The organism is Natronorubrum halobium (assembly GCF_051351675.1).
GTDB lineage: Archaea > Halobacteriota > Halobacteria > Halobacteriales > Natrialbaceae > Natronorubrum.
In genome coordinates, this window is sequence record NZ_CP195595.1 from 3,658,344 (window position 1) to 3,674,461 (window position 16,118).

16 protein-coding genes and 1 tRNA gene are annotated in these 16,118 nt (G+C 60.7%); 9 read left to right on the forward strand and 8 right to left on the reverse strand.

Annotated features, from left to right (window positions below; translation table 11 throughout):
- Positions 1-52: 52 nt before the first annotated feature.
- A complete protein-coding gene (locus tag ACSFC7_RS18160; RefSeq protein ID WP_436344224.1) occupies positions 53-1,258 on the forward strand; it encodes a M24 family metallopeptidase in 1,206 nt (401 codons plus the stop codon).
- 26 nt (positions 1,259-1,284) lie between these two features.
- On the opposite strand, the gene ACSFC7_RS18165 is transcribed toward ACSFC7_RS18160, so the two are convergent.
- Positions 1,285-2,994, reverse strand: a complete 1,710-nt coding sequence (locus ACSFC7_RS18165; RefSeq protein ID WP_436344225.1) for an inositol monophosphatase family protein — start codon at positions 2,992-2,994, stop codon at positions 1,285-1,287.
- A gap of 115 nt (positions 2,995-3,109) precedes the next feature.
- Here ACSFC7_RS18165 and ACSFC7_RS18170 point away from each other — a divergent pair, with 115 nt between their 5' ends.
- On the forward strand, positions 3,110-3,553 hold the full coding sequence (locus ACSFC7_RS18170; RefSeq protein WP_436344226.1) for a CBS domain-containing protein: 444 nt from the start codon (positions 3,110-3,112) through the stop codon (positions 3,551-3,553).
- 31 nt (positions 3,554-3,584) lie between these two features.
- Here the strand turns inward: ACSFC7_RS18170 and ACSFC7_RS18175 are convergent, their stop codons facing one another.
- On the reverse strand, positions 3,585-3,761 hold the full coding sequence (locus ACSFC7_RS18175) for a DUF7838 family putative zinc beta-ribbon protein (RefSeq protein ID WP_436344227.1): 177 nt from the start codon (positions 3,759-3,761) through the stop codon (positions 3,585-3,587).
- A gap of 136 nt (positions 3,762-3,897) precedes the next feature.
- Here ACSFC7_RS18175 and ACSFC7_RS18180 point away from each other — a divergent pair, with 136 nt between their 5' ends.
- Positions 3,898-4,431: a cob(I)yrinic acid a,c-diamide adenosyltransferase gene (locus tag ACSFC7_RS18180; RefSeq protein ID WP_436344228.1), complete on the forward strand. Its 534-nt coding sequence runs from the start codon at positions 3,898-3,900 to the stop codon at positions 4,429-4,431.
- A 32-nt stretch (positions 4,432-4,463) separates the two neighbouring features.
- Here the strand turns inward: ACSFC7_RS18180 and ACSFC7_RS18185 are convergent, their stop codons facing one another.
- Entirely contained in the window at positions 4,464-6,233 is a 1,770-nt protein-coding gene (locus ACSFC7_RS18185) for an adenine deaminase C-terminal domain-containing protein (RefSeq protein ID WP_436344229.1), read from the reverse strand.
- 128 nt (positions 6,234-6,361) lie between these two features.
- Here ACSFC7_RS18185 and ACSFC7_RS18190 point away from each other — a divergent pair, with 128 nt between their 5' ends.
- From ACSFC7_RS18190 to ACSFC7_RS18200, 3 genes are all read left to right on the forward strand, one after another.
- Positions 6,362-6,640: a DUF7553 family protein gene (locus ACSFC7_RS18190; protein ID WP_436344230.1), complete on the forward strand. Its 279-nt coding sequence runs from the start codon at positions 6,362-6,364 to the stop codon at positions 6,638-6,640.
- Positions 6,641-6,680: 40 nt separating this feature from the next.
- Positions 6,681-6,755: transfer RNA gene (locus ACSFC7_RS18195), tRNA-Val, on the forward strand.
- A 350-nt stretch (positions 6,756-7,105) separates the two neighbouring features.
- Positions 7,106-8,017, forward strand: coding sequence for a hypothetical protein (locus tag ACSFC7_RS18200; RefSeq protein WP_436344231.1), 912 nt, complete (start codon positions 7,106-7,108; stop codon positions 8,015-8,017).
- Positions 8,018-8,198: 181 nt separating this feature from the next.
- Here the strand turns inward: ACSFC7_RS18200 and ACSFC7_RS18205 are convergent, their stop codons facing one another.
- Both ACSFC7_RS18205 and ACSFC7_RS18210 read right to left on the reverse strand, forming a co-directional pair.
- Entirely contained in the window at positions 8,199-9,206 is a 1,008-nt protein-coding gene (locus ACSFC7_RS18205; protein WP_436344232.1) for a tyrosine-type recombinase/integrase, read from the reverse strand.
- 796 nt (positions 9,207-10,002) lie between these two features.
- On the reverse strand, positions 10,003-10,350 hold the full coding sequence (locus tag ACSFC7_RS18210) for a DUF7344 domain-containing protein (RefSeq protein WP_436344233.1): 348 nt from the start codon (positions 10,348-10,350) through the stop codon (positions 10,003-10,005).
- 199 nt (positions 10,351-10,549) lie between these two features.
- Between ACSFC7_RS18210 and ACSFC7_RS18215 the strand changes: the two genes are divergently transcribed.
- The 3 genes from ACSFC7_RS18215 to ACSFC7_RS18225 all read left to right on the forward strand — a co-directional run bounded on the left by ACSFC7_RS18215 (position 10,550) and on the right by ACSFC7_RS18225 (position 12,959).
- Positions 10,550-11,356, forward strand: a complete 807-nt coding sequence (locus ACSFC7_RS18215) for a TrmB family transcriptional regulator (protein ID WP_436344234.1) — start codon at positions 10,550-10,552, stop codon at positions 11,354-11,356.
- Between the two features lie 939 nt (positions 11,357-12,295).
- Positions 12,296-12,436: a hypothetical protein gene (locus tag ACSFC7_RS18220; protein WP_436344235.1), complete on the forward strand. Its 141-nt coding sequence runs from the start codon at positions 12,296-12,298 to the stop codon at positions 12,434-12,436.
- A 73-nt stretch (positions 12,437-12,509) separates the two neighbouring features.
- A complete protein-coding gene (locus ACSFC7_RS18225) occupies positions 12,510-12,959 on the forward strand; it encodes a MaoC family dehydratase (RefSeq protein WP_436344236.1) in 450 nt (149 codons plus the stop codon).
- Positions 12,960-12,973: 14 nt separating this feature from the next.
- Here ACSFC7_RS18225 and ACSFC7_RS18230 read toward each other — a convergent pair whose 3' ends face one another.
- From ACSFC7_RS18230 to ACSFC7_RS18240, 3 genes are all read right to left on the reverse strand, one after another.
- Complete coding sequence (locus ACSFC7_RS18230; RefSeq protein WP_436344237.1) at positions 12,974-13,381, reverse strand: hypothetical protein; 408 nt, start codon at positions 13,379-13,381, stop codon at positions 12,974-12,976.
- 49 nt (positions 13,382-13,430) lie between these two features.
- The gene (msrA, locus tag ACSFC7_RS18235) at positions 13,431-14,099 is read right to left on the reverse strand and encodes a peptide-methionine (S)-S-oxide reductase MsrA (RefSeq protein WP_436344238.1); all 669 of its coding nucleotides are present in this window, start codon (positions 14,097-14,099) and stop codon (positions 13,431-13,433) included.
- A 1,201-nt stretch (positions 14,100-15,300) separates the two neighbouring features.
- Positions 15,301-16,077 carry an IclR family transcriptional regulator gene (locus ACSFC7_RS18240; RefSeq protein ID WP_436344239.1) on the reverse strand — a complete coding sequence of 259 codons (777 nt, stop codon included), beginning with the start codon at positions 16,075-16,077 and terminating at the stop codon, positions 15,301-15,303.
- Positions 16,078-16,118 lie beyond the last annotated feature (41 nt).

A 16,118-nucleotide genomic window follows, 5' to 3' on the forward strand; every position in this document is an offset into this window, starting at 1 on the left:
CACCGTTCTCCGTCTCCTGAAACCTTTTTAGCTACCGCACGGAGGTGTGCCCATGGCCACCGAACTCCCCGACTCGGCGTACGACACCCGTCTCGAGCGTATTCGCGACGAAATCGCCGAAACGGACGCGGACGCAGGCGTCTGGTTCGGCGCGACGAGCATCGAGTACCTGACCGGCTTCGACCACATCCAGACGGAGCGCCCCGTCGTGCTGGCCGTGACCCGTGATCGCATCGAGATCACCGTGCCCCGACTCGAGGTCGAGCGCGTCGAGCCGAACCCGCGGATCGACGCGGTACACCACTACCGCGACTACCCGGGCGGCCGACCGATCGCGGTGGCGGTCGAGATGCTTTCGGGTCTCGACGCGGAGCGCGTCGCGGCCGACGCCGAGGGCGCACCCGGTACGATGGGCTACGAGGGGCCGCCGCTCACCGACCACGTCGACGTCGACACGCAGTCGTGGGTCCCGCGGCTGCGCTGGGAGAAGTCGGACACCGAGGTCGACCTGATCCGCGAGTCCGCGAAGTGGGCGAATCTGGGTCACCGGTATCTTGCGGAGTACACCGAACTCGGCGCGAACCCGGTGACGGTAAGCCAGCGCGCGTCGACGGACGCCTCGCGGGCGATGCTCGATACGCTGGGCGATCGCTACGTGGCGCGGACGCGCGGCGGCGGCCCGGTTCACGCGGGGTACATCACGGGGGAACAGACGCGACTCCCCCACGGTCACACCGCGAATCGCCGGCTCGGGGCCGGCGACGTCCTGATCACGGGTGCGACGGCGACCGTCGACGGCTACTACTCCGAGCTCGAGCGGACGATGTTCCTCGGCGAACCGAGCGACGAGCAGGTCCACTACTTCGAACTCATGCTCGAAGCACAAACGATCGCGATCGAGGCGCTCGGCCCGGGCGTTCCGATCGCCAACGTCGACCGAGCGGTTCAGGAGTACTTCGAGGAGCAGGGGGTCGCGGACCTCGCCCAGCACCACGTCGGGCACAACATCGGGCTCGACGGCCACGAACCGCCGTACATCGACCGCGGCTGGGGCACCCATTGCGAGAGCGAGTCCACGAGCTACGACGCCGAGGACGCGGTGATGCGACCCGGACACGTCTGGACGATCGAGCCGGGGCTCTACACCGACACGGACGGCTACCGCCACTCGGACACGATCGCCGTCACCGACGACGGCATCGAGTGGCTGACCTACTATCCGCGCGACCTCGAGTCGAACGTGATCTCGCTCGAGTAGTCACCGCCGCCCGTTTTCCGGGCGAGCTACCGCGACGGCGTCGTGACGCTCTCCTCTAAGTGCTCGAGCAGTGCTGAATGAAGCGAGCCGTTCGAGCCGAGCAGGGCCGCACGGTCGTCGGTATCGAAACTGAACGCGTAGGGGTCGCCCGTCTGATCGGTGATCGTCGCGCCGGCTTCGCGGGCGATCACGAGCCCGGCCGCGATGTCCCAGGGGTAGGTGTCGTGCTCCCAGACGGCGTCGGCGCTGCCGCTGGCGAGGTAACACAGGTTGAGCGCGGCCGAGCCGAGTCGCCGGACGCCGCGGGATTCCTGGTAGAAGTGCGAGAGGAAAGTGCCGTCGGGGTCGTACCCCGAGATGAGCATGCTCTCGTCGAGTTGGTCCCGGTCGGTGGTTTCGATCGGATCGCCGTCGCGCCACGCGCCCTCGCCGGCGATGGCGGTGAACAACTCGTCGGTCTCCGGAACGTAGACGACGCCCATCACCGGGTCCCCGTCGTCGACGAGGGCGATCGAGATCGAGTAGTTTGGGTTCCCGTGGGCGAAGTTGCCGGTGCCGTCGAGCGGATCGATCACCCAGGTGTAGTCGGTATCCTCGCCACGCTGACGGGTGCTCTCCTCCGAGAAGACCGCGTGCTCGGGGAACTCGTTGTGAACCACGGTCGTGATGATCCGGTCGGCCTGATGGTCGGCCTCCGTGACGATGTCGGATTTATCGCCCTTGACGGTGATCGACTCGACCTGACCGTGGAGTTCGCGGAGGGGCTCGCCGGCGGCTTCGGCGGCCTCTTTTGCGACCGTGAGTGCGTGCTCGAGGGTGTCTTCCGTCTCCGACGACGCCGACGCGGACGGCCGGCGTTCGCGGAGCTTCTCGGGTGGCACCTCCGCGTCGCGGAGATCCCAGCCGAGTTTCTTCGTGATCGCGGTGAAGAAGTGGTCGTCGTAGCTGGTTCGGACGACGTGTGCGAGCGTCTCCGCGCCCGTCACGACGATTTCGTCGTCCTCGGTCAGGATGGTGTGGGCACGCCCGCCGTCGACCAGGAGACTCGCCTGTTCCTGCGTGACGATGCGTAACTCGGTCTCGGGCGAGACGACGATTGGACGGACGCCGAGCTTGTGCGTGTGCAGCGGGACGAGCTGAAGCGTGTGGTTGTTCACGGGGTAGTGGACCGGCCCGTTGGCCGACAGCGAGATTCCGGTCGACCCCGTCGGCGTCGAGACGGCGATGCCGGTTCCCTCGAACTCGCCGACGTACTCGTCGTCCGCGTAGACGTCGAGTCGCGTCACCTTCCGGTTGATCGGATTCTCCGGCGGCACCTGCTGGATCATGACGTCGTTGATCCCGGTCGCCTCCACGCCGGGCCCGTGGACGTGCAGTTGCTGGCGGCTGTCGACCGAGGCTCGTCCGCGCAGCGTCTCGTCGAGTGCGTGTTCGAGATCCTCCGGTTCGACCCTGGCGAGAAAGGCGAGCGTACCCGTATTGACGCCGAGCAAGGGAACGTTCCGCGGCGCGAACGTCTTGATCCCCTCAAGGAAGGTCCCGTCCCCCCCGAACGTGACGCCGAGCGTCGCTCGGTTTTCGTCGTACACGTCGTCGATATCGTCGCCGACGGCGACGGTCGCGAGATCGATTCCATGCTCGTCGGTCCAGGCGGCGAGCGTCTCGAGGGGGTCGTCGCTGTCCGGGCTAACGATCGCGATGAGTTTGTCCGTCGTGGCGAGTCTCCGTCCTTGCATCCGTCTTATTACACCACCACTAGCCGCAGTCGTATAGTCCCCGTTACGTCGCTGTCGCGCATACGGAGACCTCTCTCGGCGGAACGCTTGTATCTCTCGGCGGAAACGTGCGCATATGGCTGTTATCGACGTCGCGCGGAAAACGGTCGTCACCGTCGAGCCGGAGGACACACTTGCCGACGTCGTCCGGACGATGCGGACGGAACAGGTCGGCTGCGTCGTCGTCGCAGCGGACGAACCGATCGGGCTCGTCTCCGATCGCGACCTCGCGCTCGAGGTCCTCGACGAGGGCGGGGCGACGAAGTCGACCCCGGTACGCGAGATCGTCTCCGGCGACTTGCTCACCGTCTCCGCTGGCACGGGCGTCTACGAACTCCTCGAGCAGCTGTCCAGCAAGGGCGTCCGACGGGTACCGGTCGTCGACGGCGGCGACCTCGTGGGTATCGTCTCGTTGAGCGACATCGTCGTCCTGCTCGGGATGGAACTGCAACTGGTCGCGAACACGATTCGGTCGGTGTCACCGGCCTACGAACGACTCGCGACGGATCGGCAGCGCTGAATCGACGTACAGAACAGGGGATTCGTCGTCGCTACGTCGCACTCGAGTCGACGGCCGTCCCGTTGTCGCCGATGCGGACGAAGCCGTAGTCGCAGTCCGGGCAGTGCCACTTGACCTTCTCGCCGAGGTGCAGCGTCGTGCTCGCAGCGCGGTAGAAGGTCCGCTCGCCGCCGCAGTCCGGACACTCGTGGTCGAGTTCCATAGCCATACGCGGGCGTTTGGCGCGACGCCTGTTTAACGTACCGATCGATCCCACTCGAATCCCACTCGAGTGCGAGCCCGTTCGAATCGTCACAGCGGCCGACCCGACAGCAGTTAAGTGCTCACCGTCCGTCGAATCGCGTATGACGATCTACACGGGTCGCGGCGACGACGGGCAGACCGATCTCCGGGATATGACCCGCGTCTCGAAGACCAGCGCGCGCATCGAGGCCTACGGGACCGTCGACGAACTCAACGCCCTGGTCGGAACGATTCGACCGACCGGCTACGACGACGTCGACGAGCAGTTGCGAACGGTCCAGAACCACCTCCACGTCGTGCAGGCGGACTTCGCGAACCCGGATCCCGGCGAGGACGACCCCGCCGTTCGCGCCGACCACGTCGAAACCATCGAGGACTGGATCGACGCGTACGACGACGAACTCGAGCCGCTGACCTCCTTTATCCTGCCGACGGGCAGCGAACACGGTGCGGCGCTCCACCACGCCAGAACCGTCTGCCGACGCGCCGAGCGCCGGGCCGTCGCCCTCGCGAGCGAGGAGCAGATCAACGAGCAAGCGGTCCAGTACCTGAATCGGCTCTCCGACGGCCTGTTCACCTTCGGTCGCGTCGTCAACAAGCGCGACGGCGAGCCGGAAGACTCGCCGCAGTACTGAGTCGTTCGATACCGCGCGACAGCGGTTGCATCCTAGGCGTCTGAACCGGGCTCGAGACCGACTCGCGTCTGGCCCAGCACGTCAGCATACCCCGACGCAGTGAGTTTCAACGCGGGCACGCCGGGGAACGTCAGCGTCTGGAGGGTGAGCAACGGCCGCTCGACCTCGCACCCGTCGTCGCGGAGTGCCTCCTCGAGCGCGTCGTAGCCCGCGACGACCGCCTCGAGGGGTGCGTCGGCCGCGACCGCCGCGACCGGCATCTCGAGGTCGGCGACGATCTCCCCGTCTCGGGCGACGGCGAACCCGCCACCCATCGTCGCGACCCGTTCACTGGCGACGGCGGCGTCGGCGGCGTCGGCCGCGACGGTCACCAGACCGAGCGTCTCCCACGTGAGCGTCGTCGCGACGGCGCCCTGCTCGAGACCGAAGCCGGTGAGGAACCCGGTGAATCCGCGGTCGTCGGTCGCAGGGTTGCGATCGAGCAGCGTCGCCGTGAGAACGTCCGCGTCGGGATCCGGACCGAGTCGATCGGCCTCGCCGTCCGTGGCCGTCCCGCCGACAACGGCGGGTTCGACGACAGTCTCGGTCGTCACGAGCCCCGGACCGACTTCCATCGCCCGAACGCTGCCGTCGGCTGCGGCCGCGAGCGGAGCGGTAAAATCGTCCGGCGCGGGATCGACCGAGACCGTGTCGTAGACGTAGTCGGGGTAGGGATCGGATCGGATTCCGACGGCCGGACTGCCGTCGGTAACGACGGGTTCGCCCTCCGTGAGTACCGTTTCGACGGTCATCGACTCGAGGTCGTCCACGACGACCAGGTCCGCGACCGCACCGGGTGCGACGACGCCGCGGTCCTCGAGACCGAAGTGGTCGGCCGGGTTGCGGGTCGCGGCGTCGATCGCGTCGGACGTCGGAACGCCGGCCTCGATCGCTCGACGGACGACGTCCGCCATCCCGAAGCCCTCGAACAGGTCCGCCGGCCAGACGCCGTCGGTCGAGAGCGAGACGCTGGCCCGGTCGACGTCAGGGACGGCTTCCGCGAGGGCCGCGAGATCGTCGCGGTTCGACCCGCAGCGCCCGACGACGTGGATCCCGTTCGCGGCCCGCTGGCGAACGCCCTCGGCGGCGATCGCCTCGTGGTCATTGTCGACGACGGTGGCGAACGCCCGGAGCGAGTCACCGCGACAGCCAGCGCCGTGGCCGACGATCTTCACGTTTCGCTCTCGAGCGCGCTCGTAGAGCCGTTCGACCGGCGCGTCCCGTCCGACGACGTGGATCCAGTCGATTTCCCCGACGCCGACGACGCGCTCGTGAGAGAGGAGATCGGCGAGGGCCTCGCGTTCCGCGTCGTCGCCCCGTGCGGGTTCGAAGGTATCGACGAACGGCTGTGGCGGGAGCGTGAGATAGGGCGTGATCGGGAGGTCGGCAGTCCGCTCGAGCAGCGTTTCGATACCGCGACTACCGAAGTGAAGCCCCATTCCCGAGGTCTCCGTGACGACGGCTGTCGTCCCGCTCGCGAGCATCGCCGGCACCGCCCGCTCGAGGATCACCTGTAGATCCGCGTGCGTGTGGGCGTCGATCAATCCCGGAAGAACGACGCGGTCCGAGGCGTCGACGACCGTCGTCTCGGGGCCGGTGACCGACGCTGCGTCCTCGAGCAGCGCCGCGATCCGATCGCCGACGACGGCGACGTCTCGCTCGAGGAGTTCGCGACGGTTCGACGCGTAGACGCGGCCGCCCTCGACGACCAGATCGGCGGTCGCGTCCTCGGACTCGAAGGCGACCGACTGGAGTTCGTTCATAGCGAGTGCTGTACAGCCAGCGTGGTATGTTATCCGGTCGACGGTCGGCGCGATTCCGGGCACGGTACGATCCTGTTGCCTACGAAAGGGCTATATCGGATGGGGTCCTCCCCTTGGTAGAGTACCACATGAACAAACACTTCGACGACAGCCGCTACTACCTCAGCCGCGCCGGCGAACACGCGAAACTCGGCCTCAGTGAGGCCGTCGAACCCTATGCAGTTCGTCTCCGTGAACTGGTCGGCCGCGAATCCGAACCGGAACCCGAGCCGACCCGTCTCGAGGCGGTTCGCGACGGTGTGGTCAATCTGGAGCGGAACGCAGCGGGACAGGCCCGTGAGGTCGTGGGGAGCGCTCGAGCGACGCTCTCGAGGACCGGTGCGGACGAACCAGCCGGCGACCGCTGAAAGGAAGTCTTAAGTCGAACGCCCGGATACGATTTCGTGCGGGTTGGTGATCTAGTCCGGTTATGATACCTCCTTCACACGGAGGAAGTCGGCAGTTCAAATCTGCCCCAACCCATCAAATTTCTTACTGGTTTTGAAGGATAGGATAGCGGAGCTGTCTTGCGATTTCCCTCTAAGAGGGGGTTTGGTTTCATGTAATCAGCACCTCTTTTCGTCCGAACCCGGTGACAGGGTACGGTTCGCTCAGAAGGACTCGCTCAAGGTCAGAGAATCTTTTCACTGTATCAACCGGATAGTCTCATTGTCTGTTGACTGCTGCCACCTTATCGAGGCTAACGAATCAGAAGCACCTTATCGGTAAGTACAGAGGGCATAAACATCGTTCGTAATCGGAGAATTAAATCCTGATACAGAGAGAGAGACACCACACCTTTTCCGGCTAACCGGCGAAGTACGAATCAACGAATGGAGGACCGGTTCAGTCGATGGCTTCTCCTCTCAGGGGATCGGATCAAAGTCGCTACTGGGATACTCTTCACTATGGCTGTGGTGGTGCTTATCCCTCTCTTCTCCCAGTTCGCCATCCGCAATCTCACGCCGTTGATCTATATCGCGAGCGCGTTGATCGGGGGGAATATCACACTCATCACCCTTGTGGTCGCGATCAACCAAGTAATTCTCTCCCAAGAGCTTGAGTCACCGGGGTCGCTCCGAGATGAGATCGACCAATCAGACGACTATCGGCAGGCTGCACTTGACCAGCCAGCACCACCGACCGATCCAGCCGACTTCCTGCAACAGCTCCTTCAACAGACCCGAGAACGCGCCAGTTCGCTCACGGAATTTTTTCCCGACTCGAGCAGTGAACCAGATACCCACCTTATCGATGAGCTACCGGAGGAATGTGCCCAGATTAGCGAGGAACTCGGGACAGGAGCGGATAAGCTCTCTTCGGTGATCGTTCCCCTCCTCGGTATCGAATACGCAACCTACATTCATGAATGTCATCAGCTTGAATCGGCATATGAGGAGGGTGAGCATGAAGAGCTGCTCTCCACGCTCGATGGCTTGAGCGCGGATTTGAAGAATCTCGACATTGCTCGACAGTACTTTACGACTGCGTTTATGAAGGAGGAACTCGCGGAGCTCTCTCGCTCGCTCCTGTATGTCGGTGTGCTGGCTATTTCTCTCCCAGTCGCGTTACTCATCCAGCTCGCTACCTTTCCCGCGGCTGCTGCCCCGATGCCAACGGTATTCGTTTTCACTTTCCTGACGGTTGTGGTTGGTCTCATCCCTCTTGCACTCCTGATAGCGTTTGTCCTCCGGGTAGCAACAGTGGCCCAGCATATCGCGTCAATCACTCCATTCATGACGTAACAACAACCGCGACTGGGATTGATTTTGTCGCCGTACTGGAGGACGAGTTAGTTGTATCACGCTTCCCAAGAGAGAAGGCATCCGTTGGATAATAGCACGGATTTCGATCAGTAAGCAGATATAGTGAACAGTTGTTTCAATCTATAAGGAATCTAATGAATTGGATGCTAACGGAGCCGGATTAACCGTTATTCATCTCAAAGACTTCGGCGCGAAGTTCTCGCTTCTCACCCTGTGTTCGTGCATCATAGTGCTTTTCCAGTGTTTTCGTGCTGACGTTCATTCGGTCGGAGAGGAGTTCTTTGCTATGACCTTCGTTTAACCACGCAGTGATGGCACTCCGGCGGAGTGCATGTGGTGGTACTGACGATGGACACCGCTGAGCTTGCTCCATTGCCGCTGCTTCGCAAGTCTCGAAATCCCGACCATGAGGACACTCCCCGGAGTAGTGACAGGGACGGGTGAGTGCATTGATATTCGCACGAAGGTTGGAGCTGACCGGACGGCCATGTTGAGTAGTGAACAACGGCTCACGTCCATGCTCGTCCGTCACATCGTCTCTGTGGATCTTGACGTAATCATCCAGCACTTCACAGACCCAACCGTGGAGATTCACTTCTCGCTCAGCTTTGGCCTTATTCTTGAGCGGCGTGCCCGTATCGGGTCGATGATGTACTTCAACGTACTTTTCATCAGTATAATAATCACGAAGATCGAGAGTTCGAATAGTGCCAAGACGGAAGCCGGTGTCCCATAGTACGGCGAATAGAGCGTGACGGAGAGTTGCGTACTCGAACTTCTCCAAGTATTCCAGAATCTCCTCGGCGATGTCCGGCTCAATCTTATCATTTCGTGCGTCATCGTCGGGATTGGGGAGAATCATATTTTCTGCTATATCCGAGTCTACCACTTCCATACTTCCTAACCAACGGACGAATACGCGGATCACAGAGAGATTGTTGGAAAGGGTGACTTCATTGATGTCAGCGTTCTCCCGTCGGTGAATCTTGAAGTCATGGATATGAAACCCATCAAGATCGGAAATGTCATCCAAACCGGCCTTATCGGACCACTCCACAAACTGGTTTAGAGCGTATTTGTGATTACGATGGGTCAATCTCGAGACTTCGGGTTTCCGTTCTCTGAGATACCGTTCAACTGCCTTACTGACCGTCATTTTCCGAGTCATGGTTGGGTGATCACCATGACGGGGTGGTCCGTGGAAGCCTCAATTGTAGCGGTAGGGAGGACCGTAGGCGGTGCGGCACGGAACCGCGAGCGCAGCGAGCGGTGCAGTTCAAATCTGCCCCAACCCATTTTTGACGACACAATGACGACGAGCGTAGCGAGGAGTCAGTGTCGTCAAAAATGGTCGGCAGTTTGAACCAGGGAGTGAAGCGAAGCGGAACGACCGTGGTTCAAATCTGTCCCAACCCACCCGTCGCCTTGTTCCTCGTAAAGTAGTGAATCGCAAGAGGACGGCGTGTCGCCGTTGTACCCCTCAAACGATTCACTGGGTCGCTTCCCAATTCCGTGTGAAACCGCGGTACGGCATCCCGATACTCATTCAATACAGTCGCATATCCTAGAATACTCGTCAACCAACAATATCTGTCGTATCCCAGTTTGCTGGTGGAACAATAATGAATTCACGTCTGAACTAGAGGTTCTACGGCAGGATCGGCTAAACTCTACAAGAGGCAGCGCAAACTAACGTGAACAAACACATCGAGCGGGAAGAAGAAATCAACTGCTCGGCGGCGGCGAACAAGGATGGATTCTCCAGAAGCAGTATTCAAATCTCCAGAACGGGTACGGAGATATGCGCAACCTGAGCGATTCCACTCGTAGAGCAAGGTGAGTCGAGAACGATCCCTCGGTAAGTTAGAACATCACCCAGTACGCGAGCGCGTATTCGGTAACCCGGTCAGCGAAAGTTCCGGTTGGGAGTCAGAGTTTTCGTCGTACCAGCTTAGTAGAGGACTTTAACAGCGTCGGAAGTTCTCGAGAATCGGCGCGAGGACCTCCGTTTGGGCGGAAGTGACAGTATTCGTCTCGGTGGCATAGTCGATGACGTCAGCGTCGTCCAGTTTCGGCAAGTGAACGTGGTGTAAGGTGGTGGCGATCTCGTCGATCGTATCTGCTGATATATCGTCGGGATCAGCCCCTCTCTCCAGTGATACGACCGGGGTAACAAGATCGTAGAGTGCTATCGGCGGTTCCTCTTCGGAAAGGGCATCGACGACGTATCGACGGCGTTGGTCGCTCAGGAGGGTAAAGATTGTATCAAGGGACTGGACCTCGGTTGAGAGTGATTGAGTCTTCTTTTCCATGGTGTGTCACTAAGGGATTCTCGGTGGACGTTACCTGACCCCTTCTCTGAGAAGTTGGTCAGGATCGCTGGTTTCCCGTACGAGCATTACTCTACCCATACATTTAAACGAGTTGGCAGTTCTATAGGAACACTACACCTCGTGTTCCTCTCGGAATAACACGCCAAAGACACTACCCGCGGCGACCCCTACAGACCGTATGGGAGAGGCCGAAGAAGCAATAGAGGCATTAGAGGAACTGGGATTGACTGAGTACCAAGCTCGGTGTTTCGTCGCGCTCGCACAGCTCCCTCACGGGACGGCCAAGGAGATCGGACAGGTGGCCGACATTCCCCGATCGCGGGTGTACGAGACGATGGACCGGCTTCGAGAGAAGGGACTGGTTGAGGTTCACGAGACGGAACCACGGATGTATCAAAGCGTTTCGGTCGATACTGCGATCCAGATTCTCCGCAAGGAGTACGAATCGTACTTCGATACCGCAGAACGGACGCTCAACCAGTTAGAGCCAACGTACAAGGAGGCTCAACAGGGGGTGTGGGCGATCAATACGTACGAGCAAGTCACCGGACGGATCGTCGATCTCATTACTGACGCCAACGACGAGATCGTGCTGATCGTGCTGGACGAAGACCTGTTGGACGAAAATAGCCTCAATGCGCTGGCAGAGGTCGGTGATCGCGGGGTCAATATTCACGTTGGAATGGTCTCCGAGGCGACCGATGAGCGTGTAGAGAACGCCGAGGTCGACGCAACCGTATTTACTACCGACCTGATCGAGTGGTTTACCGCCATGTCCGGCTCCCCCCGACTCGGACGACTTCTCATGGTTGATCAGGGACCGGTACTGGTGAGCGCCCTCCACGAGGAACAGCTGCCGGGGGTGCCGAACGAAACGGCGGTGTGGAGCGACGGTATTGATCACGGCTTCGCAACCTTTGCGGAACGGGTTTTCACCTACGAACTGAAAGATAACGTCCCAATGGAGTACGACGAGGATAGGTGATCGATAGACGAGCCATGTTCTCTATTAGCCCTTTTTCCAACTTCTTCCGGATTGTTTCATGATTAATACGGATGCCAATTCAATTGTTCACTCGAGTACTCACAGGTCGCACGGTTATTACCGGTTGAACGTGGCGGCCGAGCACGAAACCACTGCGATTCCAGATCTAAGACACCTATCGACGTGAAATGCGCGTCTTAGCCCACTATTGTAGCGAAATTAACGAAAATTGTGACGTCACAACCGCGGTGTTTCCCGTCGATTCACACCTCTCTCCGAAGGCCTCACTCCACGATTACTGACCCCGATCTCGAGATAGACCACCCGGATCGGAATCTTCGGTACTGTATCTGTTAATTGATATTTGTATCGATACCACAGTTCCATGACCAATGTATCGGATACGCTGCTGTACCGACTGGGACCCGACGCTCCTGGCCAGTAGCCTAAACGAGAGCAACTGTACCGCGGCGTGTGAACCGAATGCGTAGAAGCCAAACTCACGTTGCAGACGAGCACACTGACGCAGTGTGTAGACGAGAACAGCCACGGCCCCGCCAGAATCACCCCAAGTAGCCCCACAGCCGATAGAAGCGCAGGGGGACGACCTCGGTCGCTACCGGGACGAGAACGCTACTGATCTCGTGAGCGAGTCGATCGCCCTGCGGACGCTGAGGGTGCCCACAGGCGCGTCTCGTTCCCTCGAGTTAGACCGCGTTCGAATACGGAATTCCGTTCGATTGTCTCGCACGCAGCGTCGGCGACCGGGCGGAGACGCGTCGCGGTTCGCGTGCCTAGCATAGTATCGTCGGTCGACGGACCCGTCTCTCGGCTCGAGACGGCCTCATCAGGTGGTTTCACGCCTGCGATAGTCGGACGGAACGACAGTCCTGCAAAGTCTGCTGAACACTTACAAAATGTCGCGTGGTACGCTGGTGTATGGCGTACCAGCTACAGTGTGATAGCTGTACTCTCGACCGTGAATGTCCGGACTGGCCCGAAGCCAACAGCGCCGCCAGCGAGCACGAGTTCGAGTACCCCGACCACTGGGTGAGCATCTACGATCTGCAAGAGATGTAGCGGGACAGTCGACCGAAGTCCCGCAGTTCTCCTTTCCATACACTCTTGGTCACGTGCGCCTCAGTTGGGAGAAATGCAGTACTACGAGGACATCGAGGTCGGAGACACCCGGGAGTTCGGAGAGTACCACGTTACGGCCGACGAAATCGTCGAGTTCGCCGAGCGGTACGACCCGCAGCCGTTCCACACCGACGCCGACGCGGCGGCGGAGTCCGCGTTCGGTGAACTCGTCGCTTCCGGCTGGCACACCGCGTCGATGTGTATGCGGATGCTCGTCGACGGACCGATCGACGACCGCGCGAGCATGGGTGCCCGCGGCGTCGACGAACTGCGCTGGAAACGGCCCGTCAAACCGGGCGATACGCTCTCCGTTCGGACGGAGATACTGGACAAGCACGTCTCGGAGAGCGACCAGAAGCGGGGGTACGTCGACAGCCGCGTCGAAGGATACAACCAGGACGGTGACGTCGTCGTCTCCTTTATCGCCCTGGGGATGATCGAGCGACGAGGACCCGACCAGTAGACCGTCGGTCCCAGCTACTCCGTCAGTTCAGTCTCGAGGTGAGCGGCGAGGATCGCCGTCTGGACCGTCCGCAGGTCGGTCTCCTGAATCGTCGCCGCGGCCTGAAAGCGTTCGCGGAGCTCCGTGACGTGACGCGGTCCGGCCGCGAGGTGGACGAGCGTGAACGAATCGGGATCGACGTCCTTCGCCGTCTCGAACGCGGCCTGGTCGTAGCGCGTGGCGAACGATTCGAGGACGTCCGCGAGGAGTGCGTCTGTCGCGTCGGCACCGGGATCGCCAGCGGGAACGAAATCCGCCGTCTCGTCGAAGTACGTCTCGAGATCGACGACACCCGCCTCCTCGTACAACGACTCGGCGAGCGCGTCGACGGTTGGTTCCGACAGGTAGACGCCGAACAGTTTGTACCGATCGTCGTCAGTCATACTCCCTCCTTCGCGGTCGACGTACAAGTAGGGTCGCGAAGCGTCCCGCTCAGAAGCGCCGCTGCAGTTCCGACCGCTCCATCGGGGCGAGATCCAGTTGCTCCAGCAACTCGTCGCGTCGTGCTGGCTCGCCGTGACCGGCGACGTAGCCGTTGAGCCGCGCGACGACCGTCGAGTCGACAAACGCGTCGCCGTAGCGGGCCGCGAGTTCGTCGCCGACGACCGGCGTCGAGCGGAGTTCGTACTTCTGGTGGTAGTCCTCGGCGCGGACGAACGTCTCGAGCCGTTCGATATCGGTCGCGACCGACCGGCCCGCTCGCTCCTCGAGGACGCCTCGACGGCGCTCGGCAGCCGCCAACTGGTCATCGTCGGCCGCGAGGACGACGCTCCGATACTGGCGTTTGGGCGCCGTCGAGCCCCAGTCGTGATTCGTCCAGAAGGCCTCGAGCAGGTCGTCGTACTCCAGTTCCGCCGGGTCGTACTCGACCTGCACGACTTCGGTGTGGTCACCGAGCGAGTAGTAGCTGGGATCCGGGGTCGTGCCGCCGGCGTACCCGACGCGCGTTCGAACGACGCCCGCCATCGCACCGAAGCGGGCGTCGGGACCCCAGAAACAGCCCATGCCGAACGTCGCCGTCTTCGTCTCGTCCGCCGTCAGCGCGTTCGCGTCCTGCTCGAGCACTGCCGCGGTCGTCGACTCTCGACTCGAGTGGTCCATACCGTCCTCTCGCCCTGCAGACGGATGTCTCCGTCGCCGACGTCGTGGACCAGCGCTGCGGTGCGCAAACGGCCGGCGGGCCCGGATTCGACACCGCACGCTGTACGGTCGACTTACGGGGTCCGTTCGTCCGACGCCCGACGCGGTACTCAAAACTCGTAGTGGGCGATTTCCGCGGACTCGCAGGTCGGGCACGCGCCGGGTTCGTGGTCGAACTTCGTCCCGCAGTTCCGACATTCGTACAACTCCCCCTCATCGTCGATGAGCAGCCGGAGTCTCGTAACCACTCCCATCCCGTCGAATCGTTGGACCCAGACAGCTATTAATCGAACTGCCAGCATTGTGCGAAAGTTAATAGGATTAGTGATCCTCTCGATTGACGATGTATTCTGTATGAGAAACATAAGCTATAATACATATATTAAATACGTCTATTACTCTATATCGATACTTATTCGAGTCCAGTCGCTTTGGTTGCGACTCGAACGTGACCGAAATGCGAATTCGAGTCACACGGATCGAGAGATCGAATAGCGGAAAACGACTTTAAGGCCACAGAAACTGCATTTTATCAGCAGTATATCGGCATACCCATTTTACGCCGGTATCGAGTACCGATCGAATCGAACGAAAGTACCCACTGCCAGACGGGGAACTAATATTATCTATAATGGACTATTCTACATTACTCTAATTATTATTTCATATACTACTTCTATTTCATATATTATATTAATAGTATTAAAGGGCGGCATCACTGACCCCCCGAGGTCGACGGTACTCGAGCGACAGAAACTGCCTGCAGCGAGTCTAGATTCCGGCGCCATACTATCGACTCCGGGAGGGAGGAGTACCCTCGTGGAGCAGCGCGACGACGAGACAGTCGACGTACTTCTCGAAGGACGCGACGAAATCGGCGATTCGGTCGCGCCGATCGACGAGCGCCGTTACTCGAACTCACGACGCGACTCGATTCGCCTCGAAACGTCCGCTCGGGATGATCCATCGACGCGAAGCGGTCGGTGTCCGGCAGAACGTTACAACCGTATGTTTGTAATTAAGCTCGCGTTCAGACAGCAGGAACGTCGAAATGCGTATTCAAGACCGGTTCTCGGGGCTTTCGGAGTGTCTCGTGCTCGATGTCGCCGAGGAGACCCGTTTAGTCAGGCTGAACGCCGTGTCGAATCGCGAGGCGAGACACTCACTCCGAAAACAGGAGATTAACTTCGACCGTGTTCGCAGCCGAGAGCAACTGGTTGTGCAACTCCTCGTGCTCCCACTCGTTTTCGAGTCGGTGCTGCGGGCCGGCGACGGTAATCGCGCCGTGGACGCCACCGTCGTTATCGAGTATCGGCGCCCCGACGGCGCTGATACCGGGCAGATACTCCCCCCGATTGTACGCGACTCCCTCCTCGCGGATCGTCTCGAGCTCCGCCGCCAGCGTCTCCCAGTCCGTGATTGTTTTGTCGGTAAAGGCCGGGAGCCCCCAACTGTCGATGATTCGATCGATCTTCGGCTGATCGAAGTGTGCGAGCATCGCCTTGCCGCCGGCCGAACAGTGGAGGTACGTCGGCGTTCCGACGTCGATACGCGACGAGATCGACCGCTCGCCGTCGCAGGCCCGGATGACGGTTCCGAGTCCGTTCTGCTCGGTCGAACAGAGTATCCGCTCGCCGGTCCAGTCCGCGAGGTCTTCGACCGGCGTCTCGGACGCGTCGTACAGCGGTTCGGCGTGTTTGACGTGCTCGCCGAACGAGAGGAACCGAAGACTCAATCGGTACTCGTCGCCGTTCTGGACGACGTACCCCTTCGAGCGAAGCGTCGTCAGGTGGGCGTGGACCGTACTCTTCGGGAGTCCCGTTCGCTCGGTCAACTGGGTGACACCGGCACCCTCGGCCTGCCAGAGCGCCTCGAGGATGTCCAGCGTCTTGACGACCGATTGCACCCTATCGCCCTCGTCCGTGCCCTGAATTGTCATACCAATAGGTTGCCGGTAGAGTGACATAATTGTTCTGTTCT